Below are 22,672 nucleotides of genomic sequence, written 5' to 3'. Positions count from 1 at the left end.
GTGGTTTAATCTGCAAGCTAAGCGGCAAACGCCAATAATTAGTGGTAAGCTTATTTTTGAAAACAATTGCTTAAGGAAGAACCATGAAAAAGGCAACGTTAGGTTTGGCGCTGGCTTTACTTGCAGGATGCGCTGCAACGACGGAAGATCTTGCCAAGTCAGGAGATTGGCATCAGATCGGATATCAAGATGGTGTAGCCGGACACACATCACGCACGATGAGCGAGCTGCGTGAGTTGGGTAGCGTTAAGCAAAGTGACTACGACCAAGGTTATTTAGAGGGTCTACGTGAATACTGTAACCCTGCTTTTGCGTATCAAATGGGGTTATCTGGTCAGTATTATGAAGGAGTTTGTGAAGGTACTGAGCAAGCACAAAAATTCCGTATGGAATGGCAGCGTGGCTGGAATGAGTACTCAAATTAATAGTCAATAAAGCCGCTGTGATACTGTCTGCATAACATAAATGTGGCAAAATTTCTATTGTTAAACTATGTTCATATTGCTTGATAGTGAGCACAGAAAAAAGGAATCACATTATGTCAACGCAAATGGCTGGTGGCTGGAGTCCATTTAATGAACTCAAAGCAGAGGATAAAGAAGTATTTGCTAAAGGTATCGAGGGGTTTGTCGGCGTCAAATACTCCCCTTTGGTTGTGGCTACTCAAGTCGTAGCCGGACAAAACTATGCGTTTTTCTGTAATGCAGAAGTTGTCTACCCTGGAGCACAACCATACCCAGCAATGGTTCATATGTTCAGCGACCTTGAAGGTAAAGTCGGTATTACTCACATTGAACGATTGAACTACTAAATTAAGCCATAAAAGGCGCCTGACTTTTAAATAAGTGAGGCGCTTTATTGATTAAGATTGATTCGCTTGATCGATCACGACTTTTCTTAAATATCCTTGTTTGGCTTTCAGTTGCTCAGTCGCGCTTTCTTTATCCAGCCCGGTTAAAATCATCAAAATCGCTAACTTGGCGTCGTAGTCCGTTTCTTTGAGCGCAGTTTTAGCCTCTTGGTTAGTACAATCTGTTGCTTGCATAACAATACGAGCCGCTCTTGCAACTAGCTTTGCATTCGTCGCTTTCACATCTACCATTAAGTTCTGATAACTTTTGCCTAGGCGAATCATGCTTGCAGTAGTGAGCATGTTCAGGACGAGCTTTTGCGCCGTCCCTGATTTTAAGCGAGTGGATCCCGTTAACGCTTCAGGTCCAACAACGGGGCTGATCGCAATATCGGCAATATCTGCAATCGGAGAGTCAGGGTTACAAGATAGTGCTACAGTGGTGGCACCAAGTTCGTTCGCATACTCTAAGCCACCGATCACATACGGTGTCCGTCCACTTGCCGCAATACCAACGACGACATCGTGTTGTGTTAGCGCATTCTCTTTAAGATCTTGCTCGCCTAGTGCAGGATCGTCCTCTGCCCCTTCTTTCGCGCGGAACATTGCCTCTTTTCCACCCGCAATAATACCAACGACCATCTCTGGATCCGTGCCAAAAGTTGGTGGGCATTCTGAAGCGTCCAAGACGCCGAGCCGACCACTGGTGCCTGCACCGATGTAAAACAACCGACCTCCGACCTTAAATGCTTCCGTGATCTTATCAACGGCTTGAGCGATCTCTGGTAGCACTTTCTCGACCGCAATTGGGACGAGTTTATCTTGTTGGTTTAAACGCTGCACAATATCGAATGAAGGAAGAAGATCGATATCCATTGTTTCAGGATTTCGACCTTCAGAGACAAGGTGAGAAAGAGCCGCAATAAGCGCGTCATTTGTCATAGTAATTTAAGCCTTCGTGATTAATTTTTTGAGTAGAGTACGCCAAGTGAAGCGAGACGACTTCCCCCTGTGACTTCCGGTAAATTGCTAGGGAGGCTATGAATATAGCGCTGCGCAAGCCAAGCAAATGCCATGGCTTCCATGTAGTCACCATCAACGCCTTTTTCTGCCGTTGTCGCAACGTGCCATTGTGGCAATAACTTAGTCAATCGCTGCATTAAAAGTGGGTTTCTTGCTCCACCGCCACAGACCAATAGTTGAGGCGTGATGCCATGAGAAAACTTGTCGACTTCGTTGGCAATGGTAATCGCAGAGTATTCGCAGAGTGTACGCTGTACGTCTTCGGTTGGTAAATTGTAATGAGCCAGTTGCTGATGCAGCCAGTCAATATTGAACAGTTCTCGCCCGGTACTTTTAGGTGCTGGCATGGCGAGATAAGCTTCTTTAAGTAATTGAGTCAACAAAGTAGCGTTTACCGTTCCTTTCAGTGCAAATTGTGCATCTTTGTCGAAGCTTTGCCCAGTGTGCAGCGCACACCACGCGTCCATCAACATGTTGCCCGGGCCTGTGTCATAGCCAATGACTGGTTGCTCGGGATGCAGTACAGATATGTTGGCAATGCCACCGATGTTCAGCACGACGGTGGTGGAATCTTGCATGGCAAAGATACTTTTATGAAAAGCGGGAACCAGCGGTGCACCTTGACCACCTAGCGCCATATCTTTACGTCGAAAATCTGCAACCGTATCAATCCCTGTTTTCACTGCGATGATGTTGGCATCACCCAACTGAGTGGTAAAGGGTAACTCTCCAGTAGGTTGGTGGAATACCGTTTGACCGTGATTACCAATCGCACGAATTTGTTCCGCGACGTAGCCAGACTTATTGAGCAGTTGTAAAACGGCGTCAGCGAAGAGGTGGCCAAGTTGGTGATCCAATTCACCTATGGCTTTTAAATTTGTGGCTTGACCGGTACAAACAGATAACAGCATTTCTTTCAGTGCCGTGGGCATTGGGTAATCGTCGTGTGCAACCAGACGAACGTGCTCATCACTTATTTCAACCAGAGCGGTATCAACGCCGTCCATACTCGTTCCAGACATCACACCAATGTACAGTTCGTTAAATTTCATAGCCGATCTCGTCAATTCTTCATTCACTTATTGTAAAGCAAATCTGAAGCGAATAACCTCATCGAATACGAGATATTCAGCCGATTTTGAGGAGAAAACATGGGACCGTTATGGGTTGACGTCGCGGGTTATGAACTGACCGCTGAAGACAAAGAAATTCTGGAACATCCTACGGTTGGTGGCTTAATTCTATTTGCTCGCAACTATCATGATAGTGAACAGCTTCAAGCACTTACTCAATCAATCCGCAGGGCAGCCAAGCGCCCGATTTTGATCGGTGTGGATCAAGAAGGGGGGCGAGTACAACGCTTCCGTGAAGGTTTCTCGTTGATCCCTGCAGCCGAAGAATACGCCAAACATCAAAATGGTGAAGAGTTAGCACGTATGGGCGGTTGGCTAATGGCAGCGGAGTTGATAGCACACGACATTGATTTAAGCTTTGCACCCGTGCTCGATAAAGGTCATCAATGTAAAGCGATCGGTAACCGAGCATTTGGCGAAGATGCCGATACCATTCTTCGATTTAGCACCGCTTACATGCAGGGCATGAAGAGCGTTGGAATGGCAACAACAGGCAAACACTTCCCGGGTCACGGTGGTGTGATTGCTGACTCACACTTAGAAACGCCATACGACGAGCGCAGCGACATTTTTGAACAAGACATGGCTATCTTTAAAGCGCAAATTGATGCCGGTATTTTAGATGCCATGATGCCTGCTCACGTGATTTTTCCGAACTACGACTCTCAGCCTGCGAGTGGTTCAGAATACTGGTTGAAACAAGTTTTGCGACAGCAACTCGGTTTTAAAGGCTTGGTTTTCTCCGATGATCTGACGATGGAAGGCGCTGCCATCATGGGTGGTCCTGCCGAGCGTGGGGCTCAAGCCTTGAAAGCCGGTTGCGATATGCTATTGATGTGTAATAAGCGTGAAGCACACATTGAGGTGTTGGATAACTTGCCAGTATCAACAGTGCCACTGGCGGATGCGTTACTGAAAAAACAGTCGTTTTTTCTAAGCGATCTCAAGTTATCTCAAGAGTGGAAAGCGGCGAGTGAAGCGATGAAACGCTTGACCAGCTAAACCTCTTGTAAACGATTCAAAACACCGATTAGAAGCCAAAGTTAATTATACTTTGGCTTTTTATTTGTCTGTAAACAATTATTTACACCAAATGTTTTTTATTGTGTACGCTTGTTTTTCTTTTTTAGCCTGTTATCTTGTCGTTAAAGCTTAGTTGTCTCACCAAGGATTTGGTTGGGTGTAAAAATAAATGTACAGGTTAGAGTTATGCAGAAAAGTGAGTTGAGCAATATTAATATTAGCGAAGAGCAGGTTCTTATTACCCCAGAGGAGCTAAAAACCAAGCTTCCTTTGAGTGAAAAAGCGCGCCGCTTTATTCAAGAGTCTCGCCAAACTATCGCTAATATTATTCATAAAAAGGATCATCGCCTGCTGGTTGTATGTGGTCCATGTTCTATCCACGACGTGGAAGCGGCGAAGGATTACGCAAAACGTCTTAAAGCGCTCTCTGAACAACTAAGTGACCAACTGTATATTGTTATGCGTGTTTACTTTGAAAAACCACGCACCACGGTCGGCTGGAAAGGGCTGATTAACGATCCGCACCTCGATGGCAGCTTCGATATTGAACATGGTCTGCATGTTGGACGCGAACTGCTAGTGGAATTGGCCGAGATGGAAATCCCGCTCGCGACTGAAGCTCTGGACCCAATTAGCCCACAATACTTGGCGGATACTTTTAGTTGGGCTGCGATCGGCGCACGTACTACGGAGTCACAAACTCACCGTGAAATGGCAAGTGGCCTGTCTATGCCAATTGGTTTTAAAAATGGCACGGATGGTAGTTTGGCAACCGCAATCAATGCGATGCAAGCTGCGTCTTCTAGCCACCGTTTTATGGGGATCAACCGTGAGGGACAAGTAGCGCTATTGACCACTCAGGGTAATGCTAATGGGCATGTGATCTTACGTGGTGGCAAGCAAACTAACTACGACTCAGTATCAGTTACCGAGTGTGAGCAAGAAATGGCTAAGTCTGGTCTTGATGCATCACTAATGGTGGATTGCAGTCACGCCAACTCACGTAAAGATTACCGTCGCCAGCCATTAGTCGCGGAGGATGTGATTCATCAAATCCGTGAAGGCAATAAATCTATTATCGGTCTTATGATTGAAAGCCATATCAATGAAGGAAATCAATCTTCTGACTTAGCTCTTGAAGAGATGAAATACGGTGTATCTATCACTGACGCATGTATCAATTGGGATTCAACTGAGGCACTATTACGTCATGCACATGAAGAGCTAGTGCCTTTCTTAGAAAATCGTCTAAAGGCTAATTAATACAGGATTTAAGGAACATCAATGGCAGTTGAACTTAACGCGTTACGCGATCAGATTGATGCAGTCGACAAGCAAATGTTGGAGCTATTGGCTCAGCGTTTAGCGCTGGTAGAGAAAGTTGGGGAAGTAAAAAGCGAACATGGTTTGCCTATTTATGCCCCTGATCGTGAAGCGGCGATGCTGGCTTCTCGCCGAGCAGAAGCTGAGAAAATGGGAATTCCTCCACAGCTTATTGAAGATATTCTGCGTCGTACCATGCGTGAGTCTTATGCCAGTGAAAAAGACTCCGGTTTTAAGTGTTTGAACCCTGAATTACGCTCAGTGGTCATTATTGGTGGTAATGGCCAGTTAGGCGGCCTGTTTGGACGTATGTTCAAGCTATCTGGTTATCAAGTCAAAGTGCTTGGTAGCAAAGATTGGGATCGTGCGGATGACATCCTAAAAGATGCGGGCCTGGTGGTGGTTACTGTGCCAATTCACCTAACAGAAGGTGTGATTGAAAAGCTAGGTAATCTGCCACAAGACTGCATTCTGTGTGACCTGACTTCTATCAAATCTAAGCCACTGCAAGCAATGTTGAATGTGCACCAAGGACCGGTGGTTGGTTTACACCCAATGTTTGGTCCAGATGTGCCGAGCCTTGCCAAGCAGGTTATTGTGTACTGTGATGGCCGTGGAAATGATCAATACCAATGGTTGCTGCAACAGTTTGGTATTTGGGGCGCGAGTTTGTGTCAGATTGATGCGCAAGAGCACGATCATGGCATGACGTTAATCCAAGCGCTGCGTCACTTCACCTCATTTGCTTACGGCATGCATCTAAGCAAAGAGAACCCGAACATTGAGCAACTGTTAAAGTTGAGCTCACCAATCTACCGCCTGGAGTTGGCGATGGTAGGGCGTCTGTTTGGTCAGGATCCAAACCTCTACGGTGACATTATTCTCTCATCGCAAGAAAACATCGACATGATTAAGCGATTCCACCAACGCTTCGGCGAAGCACTTGCGATTTTGGATAGCAAAGATAAAGCCAAATTTGTCGAAAGCTTTGAGCAGGTGAGTGAGTGGTTTGGTGATTATTCACAACAATTTATGAATGAGAGCCAAAACTTACTCAAACAGGCGAATGATAATATTCATCGCGGTTAATCGCGGGTTATCTATCCGTGTGGAGCCCGAAACGAAAAGAGCAGCTTACGCTGCTCTTTTTTGTGTCGAGAGATAAATCAGTTAGTCGCGGTATTGCTGGTATCTTCACTTGATACTGTATTGATACTGGTGTCGCGATAGGGGGAGTTGGTTAAATTGACTTGCAGACGCACGACATTATCAATCAATTGAACTAAAGGGCCCCATTTCACTTTTTTCTCTTTTTCAAATACATAATTGAAGTTTTCAGGTGTCCACTCCATCAAGTATTGAGGGTTGAGTGCTCGCCCGAGAAAGCGCACCTCATAATGCAGGTGCGGGCCAGTGGAATTACCTGAACTACCACATTGAGCAATCACATCGCCTTTACTGACAAATTGGCCGCTTTTCACTTTAAAGCGTTGTAAGTGAGCAAAGGAGCTCATAAAGCCAAATGAATGACGAATAGTGACATAGTTGCCATAGCCACGATTACTCGGGCGAACGGTTTCCACCACTCCGTCTGCAGGTGCGAGGATTTCTTCTCCTCGTTTACAGGTAAGATCGATACCAGTATGAACGTGTCGTTTACCTGAAATAGGATTAATGCGACTGCCGTAGGAAGAAGAAATACGTTGGTATGTCACTGGGCTATCATTTGGAATCAAACGAAACATGGTTGCTCGAACCGCGGAATCGATAGCTGCTGCATCAATTCGCTCTTCTAACGCCATGTTGTTTTCATCGATCATCAGCTCTTCGTCAGCGAGACCTAGAACCGATTCGACGTCGAATACCCGTTTTCCTAATAGCTGAATTTGATTGTTTTTATCGGTCAATGACTGAGAAAGCGAGTGGTTGGTATCAAGCTGCTCTTCATAAAGAGCGGTGATTTCGGCCTTTTCACTTTCTAGTTTGGCGATGGTTTGTGTTAGTTCGTCTTTATTGTGTATCTGCTGTTGATTGAGATACCACGCGCCACCAACGACGGCGGGTAATGCCAATACCGAAGCAAATACTGCTAGGACCGAACTGCGGCCCAAATAGAACTGCTGATCGCCGTCTTTCGTCGGGATCTGCATGATGATTTTTTTAGACATAGTTATTGTTACTTAAATAGGCGTTCATTTATTTTTCTCCTAAATCAGAGAGATGTTCTAACTCTCGGTTCAGAAGGTCGTTATTGCCTACATTCAATTCTATAAATCGTTTTAGTTGGCTAATGCTCTCGATGTCTATCTTGATGATCTTTAACCTAATCTCACACTTAGAAACATCCACAATTTGCGCTTTTAACGTAATCACTTGTTCAGATTGATCAAATGAAAAAGTAACATGGGCTGGAAGGGTTGGATCCAAAGCCTCAGTCTCTTCCACTTTCATGAGTAAACCATGTAAGGAAAGATCTTGAATCCTAGCTTCAATTGCCAAGTCACGTTGTTCTACCTTCGCTGGCGCTTGATGGAGAATGCGTGAAAAGCGTCGTCTCTCTGCCATGTGCATTTTCTCGTCATGTCTTCAAACAGAATTGAATAGTATATCAATGCGAACAAAAAATGTTCGATTGCTGTTTGAAAAGTGTCGAGGTCGCTACAGAGTGACGTAAGTGCAATGTCATGTTCTTAACGAACGAGACGGGCTAATGAGCTCTTTTTTATAACAAAGAAAACAAAGGCCGCTATGATAGCGGCCTTTGTACAAATTACAATCAAACTTTGCGGGTTGCGATTACTTCGCAATACGCTTGTATTTGATGCGGTGTGGTTCTGCGGCTTCAGGGCCCAACGTTTTCTTCAACCAGTCCATGTACTCGGTGTAGTTACCTTCGTAGAAGTTAACTTGGCCTTCGTCACGGTAGTCAATGATGTGGGTCGCGATACGGTCAAGGAACCAACGGTCGTGCGAGATAACCATTGCACAACCTGGGAACTCTAGTAGTGCTTCTTCTAGGGCACGCAGTGTTTCCACGTCAAGGTCGTTGGTCGGTTCGTCGAGTAGTAACACGTTACCGCCCGCTTTAAGCAGTTTCGCAAGGTGGACACGGTTACGCTCACCACCTGATAGCTCACCAATGATTTTTTGTTGGTCGCTGCCTTTAAAGTTAAAGCGTGAACAGTATGCGCGAGCTGGGATTTCGAAGTTGTTGATCTTAATGATATCAGCGCCTTCAGAAATCTCTTGGAATACGGTTTTAGAATCGTCCATGCTGTCACGGAACTGATCGACCGATGCAAGTTTCACAGTGTCGCCCATTTCAATTGTGCCTGAATCTGGTTGCTCAGTACCACTTAACATCTTGAATAGGGTCGATTTACCTGCGCCGTTCGCACCGATGATACCAACAATCGCACCTTTAGGGATGCTGAATGATAGGTCATCAATTAGAACACGGCCGTCAAATGACTTCGTTAGGTTCTTCACTTCAATAACTTTATCACCTAGGCGCTCACCTGGCGGGATAAACAGTTCATTGGTTTCGTTACGTTTTTGGTGATCAGAGCTTTGCAGTTCTTCAAAGCGTGCCATACGTGCTTTTGATTTCGCTTGACGACCTTTAGGGTTTTTACGTACCCACTCAAGTTCTTTCTCGATGGTTTTTTGACGAGCACTTTCTTGAGATGCTTCTTGTTGTAGACGAGCGTCTTTTTGCTCCAACCATGAAGTGTAGTTACCTTCCCATGGGATACCTTCACCACGGTCAAGCTCTAAGATCCAACCCGCGGCGTTATCTAGGAAGTAACGGTCGTGGGTGATAGCGACTACAGTACCTGTGTAATCCACTAAGAAGCGCTCTAGCCAAGCGACAGATTCTGCATCTAGGTGGTTGGTAGGCTCATCAAGCAGCAGCATGTCTGGTTTAGAAAGTAGCAGGCGACAAATAGCGACACGGCGTCGTTCACCACCTGATAGGTGCGCAATTTTTTGGTCCCATTCAGGTAAACGAAGTGCGTTTGCTGCTCGCTCAAGTGCGTTTTCTAGGTTGTGACCATCTTTCGCTTGGATCAGAGCTTCAAGTTCGCCTTGCTCTTTTGCAAGTGCGTCGAAGTCTGCATCTGGTTCTGCGTAAGCCGCATAGACCGCATCCAAACGTTTCAGTGCGTCAGCAACGTCAGCAACTGCTTCTTCAACAACTTCACGAACGGTTTTTGATTCATCTAATACTGGCTCCTGGGGTAGGTAGCCTACGTTTAGACCAGGTTGTGGACGTGCTTCACCGTCGATATCCGTGTCGATACCTGCCATGATACGTAGCAGTGTGGATTTACCTGCACCGTTCAGACCTAAAACACCGATTTTCGCACCAGGGAAGAAGCTCAGAGAGATGTCTTTAAGAATTTGACGCTTAGGTGGCACAATCTTGCTCACCCGCGACATGGTATATACGTATTCAGCCATTGCCGATCGTTCCTAAATTAACTGTCATTCAAACCCATCATTTTATACCAAGTGCTTTGTTTTTGTTACCGCATTGCAAGAATTTCCCTTTCGAATGGATTTCTTATTTTGAGCTGACCGGAAACTTACACGGTTAGGGTATACACTTTTGTTATTCGTTATAAATGACGAAGTGCTTTCTGCACAAGTTAGGAACTCCTTGTCTCCATCGTCTTAAAAGTTTCACGAGTACAATTTTTAATACACTAAGTTGCTTTACATGGACATCTGCATTCTGTGTAAATAGATGCATGTGTGAAAATTGCCTTAACATCACATGAACGCTAACAAAACGAGGCTTTGGGGCAGTATATGTCTGGGGAAAATGACACAAATGAGATTCAACGTATCTGAATTGGCTAAAAACGTATGCTGCGCCGCCGCGCTGTGTGCGATGAGTTTGAGTGCTAATGCTGCGCTGAGCTTGGAAAAGCAGCGTGAAGTTTATGAGCAAGCTCAAGATTTATTAGATAAAAATGACATCGACGGATACCTTTCGATCCGTCCTAAAATTTCTGACTATCCACTGACGCCTTATGTGGACTACCGAACGTTTATTAGACAGTTACCGGAAAAATCGCCACAGCAGGTGAACGAATTTATTTCGGAGCACGAGTCGTTTCCTTTTTCTCGTCGTGTGCGCGCTCCATACCTCAACCATCTTTATAAGCAAAAAGATTGGAAAACCATTACTGAGTTTCAAAAAGTCATTCCAAGTGGCGAGCGTTACCAATGTATTTTCTACCTGGCTCAGTTAGAGCAAGGTAAGACAGTCGCCGCGTTTAAAGGGGCTGAGCATATGTGGTTGCGTGGCAGAAGTATTGCCGATGAGTGCGATCCATTATTCGCAGCATGGGACAAGGCAGGTGAACGTACTGATGAATTAATTCTCCAGCGTATGCTACTGGCGTTTGATGCTCGTAATGGCAGTTTGATGAGTTACTTACTTAAACTGCCTAAATCCTCGCAGGCAAGGCAACAAGCGAAAGAAATGAAGGCGTTGTTTGACAACCCTTCAAGCGTTGCGGAGTTCGCGAAGAAAAAACCGGCTAATGATTTTAATCGAGCGCAAAGCGAATATGCGCTGGAAAAGCTAGCTCGCATGAATACCAGTCAAGCGCAGAGTGCGTATGATGCCGTCATTAAAGGGCAGAAGTTTTCTCCAGAAAAGGCGCAAGCCCTGGCTGACTATATCGCATTTCGATTGACCCGTACTGAGTCTGAGTCACTAGCTAAGTGGCGCGATGATAAAACGAAAACCAGCCAGTACTTACCGCTCATTGAAACTCGCATTCGCTTAGCGATTCAGAACGCGGATTGGAAGGGCGTACAAGAGTGGATTGCCGTTCTCAATAAAGAAGAGCAAGCGTCGCTTCGCTGGCAATACTGGCTTGGACGAAGTGAAATTGCGTTAGGTGATGACATCGCAGGGAAACAGCGTTTAGCGACTTTGGTCGGGCAGCGAAACTTCTATAGTGTGGCAGCCGCCAATGCGATTGGACAATCAATCAAATACCCTACGCATACGGTTAAGTTTGATAAGCGAGTGGTTCAACCCTACCAAGACTCGTTAGTTCGTATTGAAGAGTTGATCGCGACGGATAAAATCGCAGCAGCGAAAAGTGAATGGGCACATTTATTGCGCCGCGTAGGGAAAGATGAAAAGGCGATGTTGGCGGCTTATGCGTCTTCTAAGCGTTGGCATAACCTAACGGTGACCGCGAGTATCCAAGCGCAGATGTGGGATAATATCGAACTGAGGTTCCCGATTGCGCATCGCTGGTGGTTTAACTTTTATGCAAAAAAACACAACATAGATCCCGTGACGATGATGTCCCTGGCTCGACAGGAAAGTGCGTTGGATGTCGAAGCCCGTTCTCCAGTTGGTGCTCGTGGTCTTATGCAGATCATGCCCGCTACAGCGAAGTACACGGCACGTAAATATAAGTTGAGTTATCAAGGTACGCAGGATCTCTACAATGTGGGCAAAAATATCGAAATTGGTAGCCATTATTTGCAAGGCTTATTAGAGGATTACGATAATAATCGTATTTTTGCTCTTGCTGCTTATAATGCAGGTCCTAACAGAGTAAAAACGTGGCGAGAGCGTACCCAAGGAAAAGTGGATGCTTATGCCTTTATTGAGGCAATTCCATTTAGAGAGACACGCGGTTATGTACAAAACATCCTGATGTTTGAAACATATTACCGTGATCTTTTGGGTATCGATGGCGCGTTCTTGAATCAACATGAGATCAATACCAAGTATTGAGTGAGGTAACTTGATGTCGCACGAACCCGAGTACAAAGACTGGCAACAGATTATTGAGCTAATTCGAACTAGCATGGACAGTGAGCAAGATGACATGCTGTTAACCATGCTGATGTCACGTGATGAGAGAGAATCATTAATATCACGCGTTAATATTATTAACGAGCTTCTTAAAGGAGAATTATCTCAACGCCAGATCAGCCAGATGCTTGGCGTGGGTATTGCCACTATTACTCGTGGCTCTAACGAGTTAAAGTCTAAATCTGATGAAGAGAAAGACAAACTCAAGGTTTTGTTAGAGCAAGTTGCGGTATCTAAGTAGCCAGTGATTCCAATTCGCCTTTAGGTATTGGTATCACTAGTGGTTAAGATAACGTGTTAAAAAGGGCGGATATTTCCGCCCTTTTTCGTACCTAGCGAATGGGGGGAGCGTTATAAATTTGAAGGGAAATGCTCAGGGTTTGTGAATGGAATCAGAGCCAGAATCAAGGCTTGATGGTAAACCGAACTTCGAGTCAGCTGGTTTTGGGTGAGCAGGCTGATGGCACCACCTTTCTGCTTGATGTTCTCGGTACCAAACACCTCATCCATGACATCTCCCAGCTCATTCGCATGCTTGAGTTTGTCCAATACTTTAGGCGGCAGCATTAAGCTCGCAGAGCGAGATTCACCACGGTGAGTATTCGACTCAATCACCATCCACGCAAACGTCACGTTTGTTTCAATTCCCGCTTCAAGTCCGACATAGTAATCCGCGTTTGGCATCTCTACTTTTGCGTTTTTAACGCGGTTTAGTGCACCGCGATGAGTTTCTTCATCAGTCATAGGTTGATCTGCGACCTCACTCGGTACACTGACGCCAACGAAGTTGAACTCTTGGTGCGGAAATGCACTGTTAAATGCACTTTGAACGGCATTAATTTTAGCTGGGTTTAGCGATGCGATTACGACTTTTTGGGTTGCCATGATCTTTTTACTCACTGGTGTCTATTAACTCAATTTTACTTGGGTAGGCTTTACGTTCTCACTAGGGTAACACCCTAATACTTTCAAGTGTTTAGTGATTTTTGTTAGCTCTTCTAGTGCCTGTTGCATTTCTGTCGAAGCAAGATGAGATTCCAAGTCTACGTAGAACATCTCTTCCCATGGGTTCCCCATAATTGGACGTGATTCTAGCTTGGTCATATTGATGCCGTAACGTTGCAGCACTAATAGTGTTTCAACCAATGAGCCAGCCTCTTGGGAGGTCGACATGATCAAGGTGGTTTTTGCTGGAATCTGAGTTGAAACCTCAACTGGTTTGCGAGCAACCACGATAAAACGAGTATGGTTCTCAGTTTGGTTTGCGATGTTGCCTTGAATTGCTTGCAAGCCGTATAGCTTACCGCTTGATGCATTACCAATTGCAGCAACATCATCACGATCCATCTCTTGAACTTTCTGCATTGCATCTGCCGTGCTGGCGCAAGACTCCAGTTTTACACCTTTCATACGGCTTAAAAACTCACTGCACTGTTGGTGTGGCTGAGGATGTGAATACAGCGTTTTAATGTTTTCCAGACGAATGTCTTTTTTCGCAACCAAGCAGTGCTCGATTGGTTGAGTTAGCTCTCCAACGATGTACAGCGTCGTGTGTTGTAGTAGGTCGTACACTTCATTAATAGAGCCTGAACTGGTGTTTTCGATAGGCAGAACACCATAATCAGCATGGCCTGATTCTACTGTTTGAGTCACTTCTTTGAAGTGTTCGCAGTTGAGCTCGATAAGTTCTGTATTTTTACGGCTGAAGTATTCGCGGCTTGCCAAGTGCGAGTAAGAGCCTTTGGCTCCTAAGAAAGCGACGCGAGCAAGTGGCTTACGACTTTGTTGCGGGTTAACGAGGTTTTGCAGGTAACTTTGCTGAAGAAGCACTGAGTCTTCAATGATGGTATGGAATAGTTTAGTGATGTACTGCGCGTCGAGTTCGTATTTATCTCGGCCATTAGAAATCAGCTTAACTAATAGTTGTTGTTCTCGAACGGCATCACGAACGGGTTTTGAGGTTTGTACTTTACTTTTGGCTACTTCAATGCTGAGTTTACGGCGCTCAGACAATAAGTTGAGAAGTTGGTCATCCAGCTCATTCAAGCGCAAACGAATTTCTTCGAGGGAAATAGGTTGGTCAGTCATCAATTCTTTCCTTATAAAAAAGCCTCCCGATTTGGGAGGCTTTCTGTTTGTTTTTGACTTTTCTTTCACAAACGAGTTCGCCTCTCCGACTATGGGAGGAAAAAGAAGTCAAAAATAAACAGTGAGGTTAAATGCATAAATAGTGCTTAATTTATGAGTGTTTAAACACAATAAGCAAGGCAGGGGAGAGCGTCAAGCAAAAAAATAGCGCCTTTCGGCGCTATTTCCTCAATCAGGTCAGTTTACTCTTCTTCTTCCACTAGCTCAGGCTTATTTGCACGTCGAGCTTCAGGTTTGTGGGTCAGCTTGTTCAATTGTCGTTCTAGTTTTTGCTCCACTTCGTTGATAGCTGCGTAAAGATCTTCGTGAGTTGCTGAGGCAATGAGCTGGCCTTTAGGAACTTTAATAACCGCTTCGAATTTCTTCTGTTTGTTTGGTTCCTCACTGAAAGTTGCTTGGCAACCAATTAGGTCTACTTGCCATTTCTCCAGTTTTTTAAACTTGCTCTCAATATGAGCTCGGATTGCAGAGGTGATTTCGATGTTTTTGCCAGTGATATTCATTGTCATAAGTGTTTTTCCTCTGTTGCATCCCTCATGGGTTGAGTTCAGATTACCGCTTTAAGCATAAAAAAATGTGACTCAGATCATTATTTTGTTCGGGTTCTTTATGATGAAAAATGAATGTGATCTCACTCAAGATCTGCTGAGATTTATCGTGAAATTGCTTGTTATCGGTTAGTAAATCCGTAGATTGGATAGAGTACTCAGCTGAAAACGTCTTCGTTTTTAGGGAAGTTTTACGGCCTAATATTAGAGGTGGTTAAAATTTAACTATACGTAAAGTGTGATGACAGTCACTGAGTCTCTCAGACGAATTTATTTACAAAGCCGCTTATTGTACAAGCGGCTTTTTTGTGTCTGGCGTTTGACTGACTTTTCGTAGCGGTATCATGAAGAAGGGATCCTTTGGAGCCAGTGATACCCGCTCTAGACTTTTGACCTGGTCCAAACTTTCTAGCTGTTTGTATATAACGTAATAGCGATTAATGCTTGTGACGTACCCAACCGTTGAGCTTAAACTTTTCCGCATAACGACTTCCACGTTATTGAACCAAATATTAGGATCGTAGCCTTGCTGGGCTGCACGTTTACGAATTCGTTCTACATTCCCGGGGCCAGCATTGTAAGCCGCTAAGGTAAAGTAGAGTTTATTTTCCGCCGTAATAGCAGGATCACTGAAGTACTGTTTACGCAAAAATGCTAAATACTTCACGCCAGCATGAATATTGTTTTCTAGCTGCCGAACGTTTTTGATATTGATATTAGGGTCTCGAGCCGTGCTGGGTAGAACTTGCATTATGCCGACTGCACCTCGACTTCCAACGAGGTCGTTATTAAAGCCGGACTCTTTATAAGCGACGGCTGCGATCAGTAGATAGTCGATATCGTACTTCTCACCATAGCGTGAAAACAACGTAGCAAGTTTTTCTAGTTGAGCAATTTTGTTGGGGTTAAGGGCTTTGTTTAGCCAACCTGTGTTATCGATGTATTTTCCGTAAATGACGTTACCGAGCAGTGTCCCAGAACGAGATTTCTGAATAAACTTGTTCACGACGGCTTTCAAACTTGGGCTGTTTTCCCGCATTGCCCAAGCGATTTTACCATTTTCACGAATAGGGATTTCTGTGTGAGCTCGAATATCATCCATCACTTTCAGCCAAAGTTTGGCTTTATGACTATCGAGAACAATGGCTTTGACGTAGCCGTTATTGAGCATCCCAACCAGTTCGTAGTCTTGCAGTGTTTCTTCAATAAAATGTACGACAACGGGTGGCAAGCCTTTTTTATTTAGCTTCTTATTTAGTGCTTGAATACTCTCAAAGTAGCTAGAACTGGCACGTACCCAAACCTCTTTGCCGCTCAGTTGCTCAATGTTAGTCATGGCTGGTGTGTTTTTGTTCGTGACTATCCACTCGTCAATACCAGTAAGAATGGGTGAACTAAAATCGACTTTCTGTTTACGTGTGCTGGTCATGGTCAGATTGGCTACGACTAGATCACCGGAGCCATTTTCTAAGGCTGGCAGAAGTTGGTCACGGGCTAGAGGAATAATTTGTACGTTAAGTTTCGGTTTGAGCTTACGAAGGTCTTTTTCGAAATGCGCCAGGAGTTCTGCACCTATTCCTTTTGGTGTACCGCCTTCAATGTAATAGAAGCCTAGATCAGCAGAAACGAGGACACGTAAAACATTCTTCTCTTTAATAACATCGAGATCCCCAGTGTAAGGAGGTTGCTTGAGTGGTGATATTTGCAGTGCGCAAACGGAAGCAGACAATAAGAGCAGCATAACTGCGCATAGCTTAGGTATCGTCACGTTCACATCCTTTTATAAAGGGGAGGGGAACTTTAAGCATATGTAGAGCCCCGTAGATCATCAAGCAAGGGCAGAACACGCTATTGCGGGTAATAAAAAACCGCCACGGTAAAAACGGTGGCGGTTTAGTTTGAAGCGGCTCAGTTACTTCACAGGGTTGAGCTCGATAAGCTTTTCAGTTCTTGCTACGGCGTCTTCCAAACCGAGTTGCTTGTAGGCCTCTAGCTGGATAGTCAGTGACTTACGTGCCGCTTCTGTGTCTGGGAATGCTTTTTGTAGCTCTTGACTGCGATTAATTGCAGCTACCCAGGCTTCACGGCGGAGGTAGAAGTCAGCCGTCGCTAAGTCATAGTTCGCTAGGCGGTTTTTCAGCGCAACCATGCGTTTTTGTGAATCTTCTGCGTATGGACTGTTCGGGTAGCGTTGAAGCAGCTTTTTGAAGTCATCAAACGCTTTTTTTACTGGCTCAGGATCGCGATCGCTTCGATCTACGCTGAACAGATCATGCATAAAGTTACGATCTTGCGCCATATGGCTTAGGCCGCGCATGTACAGTACCCAGTCCATTTTTTCATGGGTCGGGTTTAAACGCATAAAGCGAGAAATGGTTGCCAAGCCCAAAGCAAGGTCGTCGTTTTTGTAGTACGCATAGATTAGGTCAAGCTGCACCTGTTCTGAGTAGGCACCGAATGGGTAACGTGAGTCTAATGCTTCCAGTTTCTCAATTGCAGAAAGCCAATTACCACTTTGAAGAGAAATCTGTGCGTCTGCATACAGTTCCGAAGGCGGCACATCAGGAACGATTTCTTCTTTGCTTGCACATCCAAACAGAAGGGATACCGCTAAAAGGCCTGTTAAAGTCTGACGTTTCATATCAGGAGTCTGTTCCTTGAATCTAAATATTTCTTAAGCTGCCGTTACTTTCTTTCCAGTAACAGATACAATGACGTAATAGTCTATTTTTTCACAGTCGTGAGCATTAGTCTCACAGTTTTTAAAAAAGTTCGATATGGCTCAGCAGATTGTATTAACAAATACCGTAAAAGATAGCCAGTTAGGTCAACGTTTAGACCAAGCTATCGCCGAATTATTCGCGGACTTCTCTCGCTCGCGCCTGAAAGAGTGGCTGCTTGATGGGAAAGTTCAAGTTAATGGTGAAGTTGTCACCAAACCTCGTACCAAAGTAATGGGTGGCGAGGAAATTACATTGCAAGCCGAGTTAGAAGATGAAGAACGCTGGGAAGCGCAAGATATCCCGCTAGATATCGTTTTTGAAGATGACGATATTATCGTTATCAATAAGCCTCGTGACTTTGTGGTTCACCCAGGTGCCGGTACGCCAGATGGTACGGTCCTTAATGCGTTGTTGCATCATTACCCTGATATCGCAGAAGTGCCTCGTGCTGGCATTGTGCACCGTCTGGATAAAGACACAACGGGTCTGATGGTGGTGGCGAAAACCGTTCCTGCACAAACTCGTCTGGTTCGCGCACTGCAAAAACGTAATATTACTCGAGAGTACGAAGCGATCGCTATTGGTCGTATGACAGCGGGCGGTAAAGTGGACCAACCTATTGGTCGTCATTCTACCAAGCGCACGCTTATGGCGGTAGCACCAATGGGTAAACCAGCGGTAACGCACTACCGTGTCGCTGAACGTTTCCGCGAACACACACGTATCCGTCTGCGTCTTGAAACGGGTCGTACGCACCAGATCCGTGTGCACATGTCTTACCTTCAGCATCCGCTGCTCGGTGATATTGCATATGGTGGACGTGCTCGCATCCCGACAGGTGCTTCTGAAGAGCTAACGGCAATGATCCGTGGCTTCGATCGCCAAGCATTGCACGCCGTAATGCTACGCTTTGAACATCCAATTACGGGAGAAGTACTTGAATTCCATGCCCCTGTGCCTGATGACATGGTGGCGATGACTGAAGCGCTTCGTCAAGATACGGAAGAGCACGGTTTACCGGAAGAGTTCTAAGATGAAGACAATCATTCCGAATTGGCGTGCGCCTAAAAATGTCAAAGCTTTTGCCTCAACACGCATAGGCGGTTTTTCGACAGGCCCTTATCAAGGGCTAAATTTAGGTACTCACGTTGGGGATGATTTGTCTTTAGTAGAGAAGAACCGAGCTTGGTTGGCGCAGCAGGCGAACATGCCAAATGCGCCAATCTGGTTAAACCAAACGCATTCGACCGTTGTGGCTCAAGCAAATGAACCAACAACACAAGTGCTTGATGCGGACGGTGTATTTACTTCTTCAAGCCATGTTGTTTGTTCAGCGATGACCGCCGATTGTCTACCTGTATTATTGACTAATACACAAGGCACGCAGGTCGCTGCCGTTCATGCAGGTTGGCGCGGCTTAGCAAATGGTATTGTCGAAAATGCATTAGCGTTGTTTTCAGGTGAAGTGATAGCGTGGCTTGGGCCTGCTATTGGGCCTGAAGCTTTTGAAGTCGGTGAAGATGTTCTGCAAGCTTTTGTTGATGTCGATTCTCTGGCACATCAAGCTTTTATGCCACGAGAGGCTAAAGGTAAATGGTTGGCTGATATGTCAAAGCTGGCAACGCAACGTCTAAATCGAGCTGGTGTGACACAAGTGTTTGACTCTGGACTTTGTACTTACCAAGATAAAGCCTCTTTTTATTCGTATCGCCGTGATGGTAAAACTGGTCGGCAAGCCACCTTTATTTGGATTGAAGATTAGTTATAAGCACTAAAGTGCCAAGATGCATAGTGCTATTTTTGCAAAGCTATCTTTATTCATTCACTCCCTTGAAATTCCTCCTCTGAGTATCCATCTTTCTAACTGTCAAAAGAATTTCCTTTAGTTGAGGTTAGGAAGGTAGATATGCGTCTTGATCGATTCACAAGTAAGTTTCAAATCGCTATCTCTGATGCTCAATCACTAGCGTTAGGGCGCGATCATCAATATATCGAGCCAGTTCACCTAATGGTGGCTTTGCTTGACCAAAATGGCAGTCCAATTCGTCCATTGCTTACTATGCTGGATGTGGACGTAACGCATTTACGCTCTAAATTGAGTGAAATGCTAGATCGATTACCAAAAGTCAGTGGCATCGGTGGAGATGTACAGCTCTCTAGTTCGATGGGCACGTTGTTTAACCTGTGTGACAAAGTGGCGCAAAAGCGTCAAGACTCCTATATCTCGTCTGAAATCTTCCTGCTTGCTGCTTTAGAAGATCGCGGACCATTGGGGCAATTACTCAAAGAGATCGGTTTAACAGAGCAAAAAGTTAGCCAAGCAATCGAAAAGATCAGAGGTGGTCAAAAGGTTAATGATCCGAATGCAGAAGAGCTTCGCCAAGCATTGGAAAAGTTCACCATTGACCTGACCGAGCGAGCAGAACAGGGCAAACTGGATCCGGTTATTGGCCGTGATGATGAAATTCGCCGTACCATCCAAGTATTGCAGCGCCGTACTAAAAACAACCCTGTGATCATCGGTGAACCTGGCGTAGGTAAGACCGCAATTGTTGAAGGCTTAGCTCAGCGCATTGTCAACAATGAAGTGCCAGAAGGTTTGCGTGGTCGCCGCGTGCTGTCATTAGATATGGGCGCACTGGTTGCTGGTGCTAAGTACCGTGGTGAATTTGAAGAGCGCTTGAAGTCGGTATTGAATGAACTCGCTAAAGAAGAAGGTAATGTCATTCTGTTTATCGACGAGCTCCACACTATGGTTGGTGCGGGTAAAGGTGAAGGCTCAATGGATGCGGGGAACATGCTCAAACCTGCATTAGCCCGTGGTGAACTGCACTGTGTTGGCGCAACTACACTGGATGAATATCGTCAGTACATCGAAAAAGATGCGGCGTTAGAACGTCGTTTCCAAAAAGTGCTGGTGGATGAGCCGACCGTTGAGGATACCGTGGCGATTTTACGTGGCTTGAAGGAGCGTTATGAGCTTCATCATCACGTTGAAATTACTGACCCAGCGATTGTTGCAGCGGCGAGTTTGTCACATCGTTATGTTTCTGACCGTCAACTGCCAGATAAAGCGATCGACTTAATCGACGAAGCGGCTTCAAGCATTCGTTTACAAATTGACTCTAAGCCAGAGTCATTAGATAAGCTTGAACGTAAAATCATCCAACTTAAGATTGAGCAACAGGCGCTTAGTAACGAGCACGACGAAGCGAGTGAAAAGCGTTTGAAAGCGCTTAATGAAGAACTCAATGAAAAAGAACGTGAGTACGCTGAACTAGAAGAGGTTTGGAATACAGAAAAAGCCGCACTTTCTGGCACTCAACATATTAAGTCTGAGCTTGAACAAGCTCGTATGGATATGGAGTTTGCTCGCCGAGCTGGTGATTTAAACCGCATGTCGGAACTTCAATATGGTCGTATTCCTGAACTTGAGAAGCAGTTAGATCTTGCAACCCAAGCGGAAATGCAGGAAATGACACTATTGCGTAATAAAGTAACCGACAACGAGATTGCAGAAGTACTTTCTAAGCAAACTGGCATCCCAGTATCCAAGATGCTAGAAGCGGAAAAAGAGAAACTACTTCGTATGGAAGACGTACTGCATAATCGTGTGGTAGGGCAAAGCGAAGCGGTCTCTGTTGTATCGAATGCCATTCGTCGTAGTCGAGCTGGGCTTTCTGATCCAAACCGACCAATTGGCTCCTTCTTATTCTTAGGTCCAACTGGTGTAGGTAAAACAGAGCTTTGTAAGACACTTGCGAGCTTTATGTTCGACAGCGAAGATGCGATGGTCCGTATCGACATGTCTGAGTTCATGGAGAAACACTCAGTGGCAAGATTGGTTGGTGCGCCTCCAGGCTATGTCGGATATGAAGAGGGTGGTTACTTAACGGAAGCGGTTCGTCGCAAGCCGTATTCGGTAATTTTGTTAGATGAAGTAGAGAAAGCGCATCCGGATGTATTTAACATTCTGCTGCAAGTTCTCGATGATGGGCGTTTAACGGATGGTCAAGGTCGTACTGTTGACTTCCGTAATACGGTGGTGATCATGACATCGAACTTGGGTTCATCTCGTATCCAAGAGAATTTCGCAACGTTAGACTATCAAGGTATTAAGAGTGAGGTAATGGATGTGGTTAGCAAACACTTCCGTCCTGAGTTCTTGAACCGTGTTGACGAAATCGTGGTGTTCCATCCACTTGGTCAAGAACACATCAAGTCCATCGCTTCTATTCAATTGGAACGTTTGGCGAAACGACTAGAAGAAAAAGGATATCAACTAGAGGTTTCTGACAAAGCACTTGATTTGATCGCTCAAGTTGGTTTCGACCCTGTATACGGTGCGCGTCCTTTAAAACGCGCAATTCAACAGAATGTCGAGAACCCATTAGCCAAATCGATTCTTTCTGGTGAAATTGTTCCAGACAAGAAAGTGCAGCTAATCGTTACTAATGACCAAATTCGTGCCCATCAGTAATTGCACAGATACAATAAGAAATGAGATAAAAATCACATTCAAGGGGCCATTTGGCCCCTTTTCTATAATGTTTTAGAACCCTTTGCCTATTTTCTATACGAATGAACTAAAAAGGTGAGTTTTTTTTAAAAATGCACTTGTGTTCCTTAATGAACGCCCTATAATGCGCCTCCGTTGTCAAGGGAAAGCAAGTTAAGCGAAGCCTAGACAACAAGGTCAGTGAGTTAAGAATTAACTCGCAGATAAATAACTTAAAAAAGTGTTTGACACGATAAGTTATCTAGCTAAAATGGCCGTCCGCTTTGAAGAGAAGTTCAAAGTGTGCTCTTTAAAAATATAGACCTATCAATCTGTGTGGGCACTCGTTGATGATAATCCAATTCGATACCTCGGTATCAAATTAGGTTTCAATGAAACGAAGTGACCATTGAATCTTCGGATTCAGCACAGTCAATTCAAACATTACTTTATGTAATGTTCAGTATTCATTGAGCCGAACAAAATCTTAAATTGAAGAGTTTGATCATGGCTCAGATTGAACGCTGGCGGCAGGCCTAACACATGC

The 22,672-nt window shown here is 44.9% G+C and carries 20 protein-coding genes and 1 other annotated feature; of the genes, 10 read left to right on the top strand and 10 right to left on the bottom strand.

Features of this window, described 5'->3' with window-relative positions; genetic code table 11:
- The first annotated feature begins 83 nt into the window (after positions 1-83).
- Together L3V30_RS12880 and L3V30_RS12875 are read left to right on the top strand one after the other, a co-directional pair.
- Positions 84-425 (top strand): DUF2799 domain-containing protein, encoded by a 342-nt coding sequence (locus L3V30_RS12880; RefSeq protein WP_012842128.1) that lies wholly within the window; start codon positions 84-86, stop codon positions 423-425.
- A 113-nt stretch (positions 426-538) separates the two neighbouring features.
- Positions 539-811 (top strand): hypothetical protein, encoded by a 273-nt coding sequence (locus L3V30_RS12875; protein ID WP_012842127.1) that lies wholly within the window; start codon positions 539-541, stop codon positions 809-811.
- 51 nt (positions 812-862) lie between these two features.
- On the opposite strand, the gene murQ is transcribed toward L3V30_RS12875, so the two are convergent.
- Positions 863-1,792 (bottom strand): N-acetylmuramic acid 6-phosphate etherase, encoded by a 930-nt coding sequence (gene murQ / locus L3V30_RS12870; RefSeq protein WP_237309058.1) that lies wholly within the window; start codon positions 1,790-1,792, stop codon positions 863-865.
- Positions 1,793-1,812: 20 nt separating this feature from the next.
- Complete coding sequence (locus L3V30_RS12865; RefSeq protein ID WP_226421588.1) at positions 1,813-2,925, bottom strand: anhydro-N-acetylmuramic acid kinase; 1,113 nt, start codon at positions 2,923-2,925, stop codon at positions 1,813-1,815.
- Between the two features lie 99 nt (positions 2,926-3,024).
- On the opposite strand from L3V30_RS12865, the gene nagZ reads away from it, so the two are divergent.
- The 3 genes from nagZ (at position 3,025) to tyrA (ending at position 6,441) form a co-directional block, all read left to right on the top strand.
- Positions 3,025-4,008, top strand: coding sequence for a beta-N-acetylhexosaminidase (gene nagZ, locus L3V30_RS12860; protein ID WP_237309057.1), 984 nt, complete (start codon positions 3,025-3,027; stop codon positions 4,006-4,008).
- A 207-nt stretch (positions 4,009-4,215) separates the two neighbouring features.
- Positions 4,216-5,292, top strand: a complete 1,077-nt coding sequence (locus tag L3V30_RS12855) for a 3-deoxy-7-phosphoheptulonate synthase (protein WP_005397501.1) — start codon at positions 4,216-4,218, stop codon at positions 5,290-5,292.
- Positions 5,293-5,313: 21 nt separating this feature from the next.
- Positions 5,314-6,441 (top strand): bifunctional chorismate mutase/prephenate dehydrogenase, encoded by a 1,128-nt coding sequence (gene tyrA, locus L3V30_RS12850; RefSeq protein ID WP_006743113.1) that lies wholly within the window; start codon positions 5,314-5,316, stop codon positions 6,439-6,441.
- 77 nt (positions 6,442-6,518) lie between these two features.
- Here the strand turns inward: tyrA and L3V30_RS12845 are convergent, their stop codons facing one another.
- The 3 genes from L3V30_RS12845 to ettA all read right to left on the bottom strand — a co-directional run bounded on the left by L3V30_RS12845 (position 6,519) and on the right by ettA (position 9,816).
- Positions 6,519-7,520 (bottom strand): M23 family metallopeptidase, encoded by a 1,002-nt coding sequence (locus L3V30_RS12845; protein ID WP_005397491.1) that lies wholly within the window; start codon positions 7,518-7,520, stop codon positions 6,519-6,521.
- A gap of 28 nt (positions 7,521-7,548) precedes the next feature.
- Positions 7,549-7,917: a PilZ domain-containing protein gene (locus L3V30_RS12840; RefSeq protein ID WP_237309056.1), complete on the bottom strand. Its 369-nt coding sequence runs from the start codon at positions 7,915-7,917 to the stop codon at positions 7,549-7,551.
- A 231-nt stretch (positions 7,918-8,148) separates the two neighbouring features.
- Positions 8,149-9,816, bottom strand: a complete 1,668-nt coding sequence (gene ettA / locus L3V30_RS12835) for an energy-dependent translational throttle protein EttA (RefSeq protein ID WP_005381894.1) — start codon at positions 9,814-9,816, stop codon at positions 8,149-8,151.
- Positions 9,817-10,189: 373 nt separating this feature from the next.
- On the opposite strand from ettA, the gene sltY reads away from it, so the two are divergent.
- A complete protein-coding gene (sltY, locus tag L3V30_RS12830) occupies positions 10,190-12,127 on the top strand; it encodes a murein transglycosylase (protein WP_237309055.1) in 1,938 nt (645 codons plus the stop codon).
- A 13-nt stretch (positions 12,128-12,140) separates the two neighbouring features.
- A complete protein-coding gene (trpR, locus tag L3V30_RS12825; protein WP_012842123.1) occupies positions 12,141-12,449 on the top strand; it encodes a trp operon repressor in 309 nt (102 codons plus the stop codon).
- 110 nt (positions 12,450-12,559) lie between these two features.
- Here trpR and yjjX read toward each other — a convergent pair whose 3' ends face one another.
- From yjjX to L3V30_RS12800, 5 genes are all read right to left on the bottom strand, one after another.
- Positions 12,560-13,093, bottom strand: a complete 534-nt coding sequence (gene yjjX / locus L3V30_RS12820) for an inosine/xanthosine triphosphatase (RefSeq protein WP_053808615.1) — start codon at positions 13,091-13,093, stop codon at positions 12,560-12,562.
- A 24-nt stretch (positions 13,094-13,117) separates the two neighbouring features.
- Positions 13,118-14,296, bottom strand: coding sequence for a prephenate dehydratase (pheA, locus tag L3V30_RS12815; RefSeq protein WP_176319048.1), 1,179 nt, complete (start codon positions 14,294-14,296; stop codon positions 13,118-13,120).
- 12 nt (positions 14,297-14,308) lie between these two features.
- Positions 14,309-14,430 (bottom strand) — a sequence feature (Phe leader region).
- 108 nt (positions 14,431-14,538) lie between these two features.
- Positions 14,539-14,865 (bottom strand): ribosome-associated translation inhibitor RaiA, encoded by a 327-nt coding sequence (gene raiA / locus L3V30_RS12810; protein WP_005397484.1) that lies wholly within the window; start codon positions 14,863-14,865, stop codon positions 14,539-14,541.
- Between the two features lie 325 nt (positions 14,866-15,190).
- On the bottom strand, positions 15,191-16,672 hold the full coding sequence (locus tag L3V30_RS12805) for a lytic transglycosylase F (RefSeq protein ID WP_346014789.1): 1,482 nt from the start codon (positions 16,670-16,672) through the stop codon (positions 15,191-15,193).
- A 144-nt stretch (positions 16,673-16,816) separates the two neighbouring features.
- On the bottom strand, positions 16,817-17,545 hold the full coding sequence (locus tag L3V30_RS12800; protein WP_006743118.1) for an outer membrane protein assembly factor BamD: 729 nt from the start codon (positions 17,543-17,545) through the stop codon (positions 16,817-16,819).
- Between the two features lie 136 nt (positions 17,546-17,681).
- On the opposite strand from L3V30_RS12800, the gene rluD reads away from it, so the two are divergent.
- From rluD to clpB, 3 genes are all read left to right on the top strand, one after another.
- Positions 17,682-18,659, top strand: coding sequence for a 23S rRNA pseudouridine(1911/1915/1917) synthase RluD (gene rluD / locus L3V30_RS12795; RefSeq protein ID WP_005385913.1), 978 nt, complete (start codon positions 17,682-17,684; stop codon positions 18,657-18,659).
- Position 18,660: 1 nt separating this feature from the next.
- Positions 18,661-19,389 (top strand): peptidoglycan editing factor PgeF, encoded by a 729-nt coding sequence (gene pgeF / locus L3V30_RS12790; protein ID WP_053808618.1) that lies wholly within the window; start codon positions 18,661-18,663, stop codon positions 19,387-19,389.
- A 144-nt stretch (positions 19,390-19,533) separates the two neighbouring features.
- Positions 19,534-22,107, top strand: a complete 2,574-nt coding sequence (clpB, locus tag L3V30_RS12785) for an ATP-dependent chaperone ClpB (protein ID WP_005397478.1) — start codon at positions 19,534-19,536, stop codon at positions 22,105-22,107.
- The last annotated feature ends 565 nt before the right edge of the window (positions 22,108-22,672 follow it).

This window comes from Vibrio sp. A1-1 (assembly GCF_021728175.1).
In the GTDB taxonomy this organism is placed as follows: domain Bacteria; phylum Pseudomonadota; class Gammaproteobacteria; order Enterobacterales; family Vibrionaceae; genus Vibrio; species Vibrio diabolicus.
The sequence above is the reverse complement of the archived record's forward strand: the minus strand, read 5'-3'. Positions and strand labels throughout refer to the sequence as shown.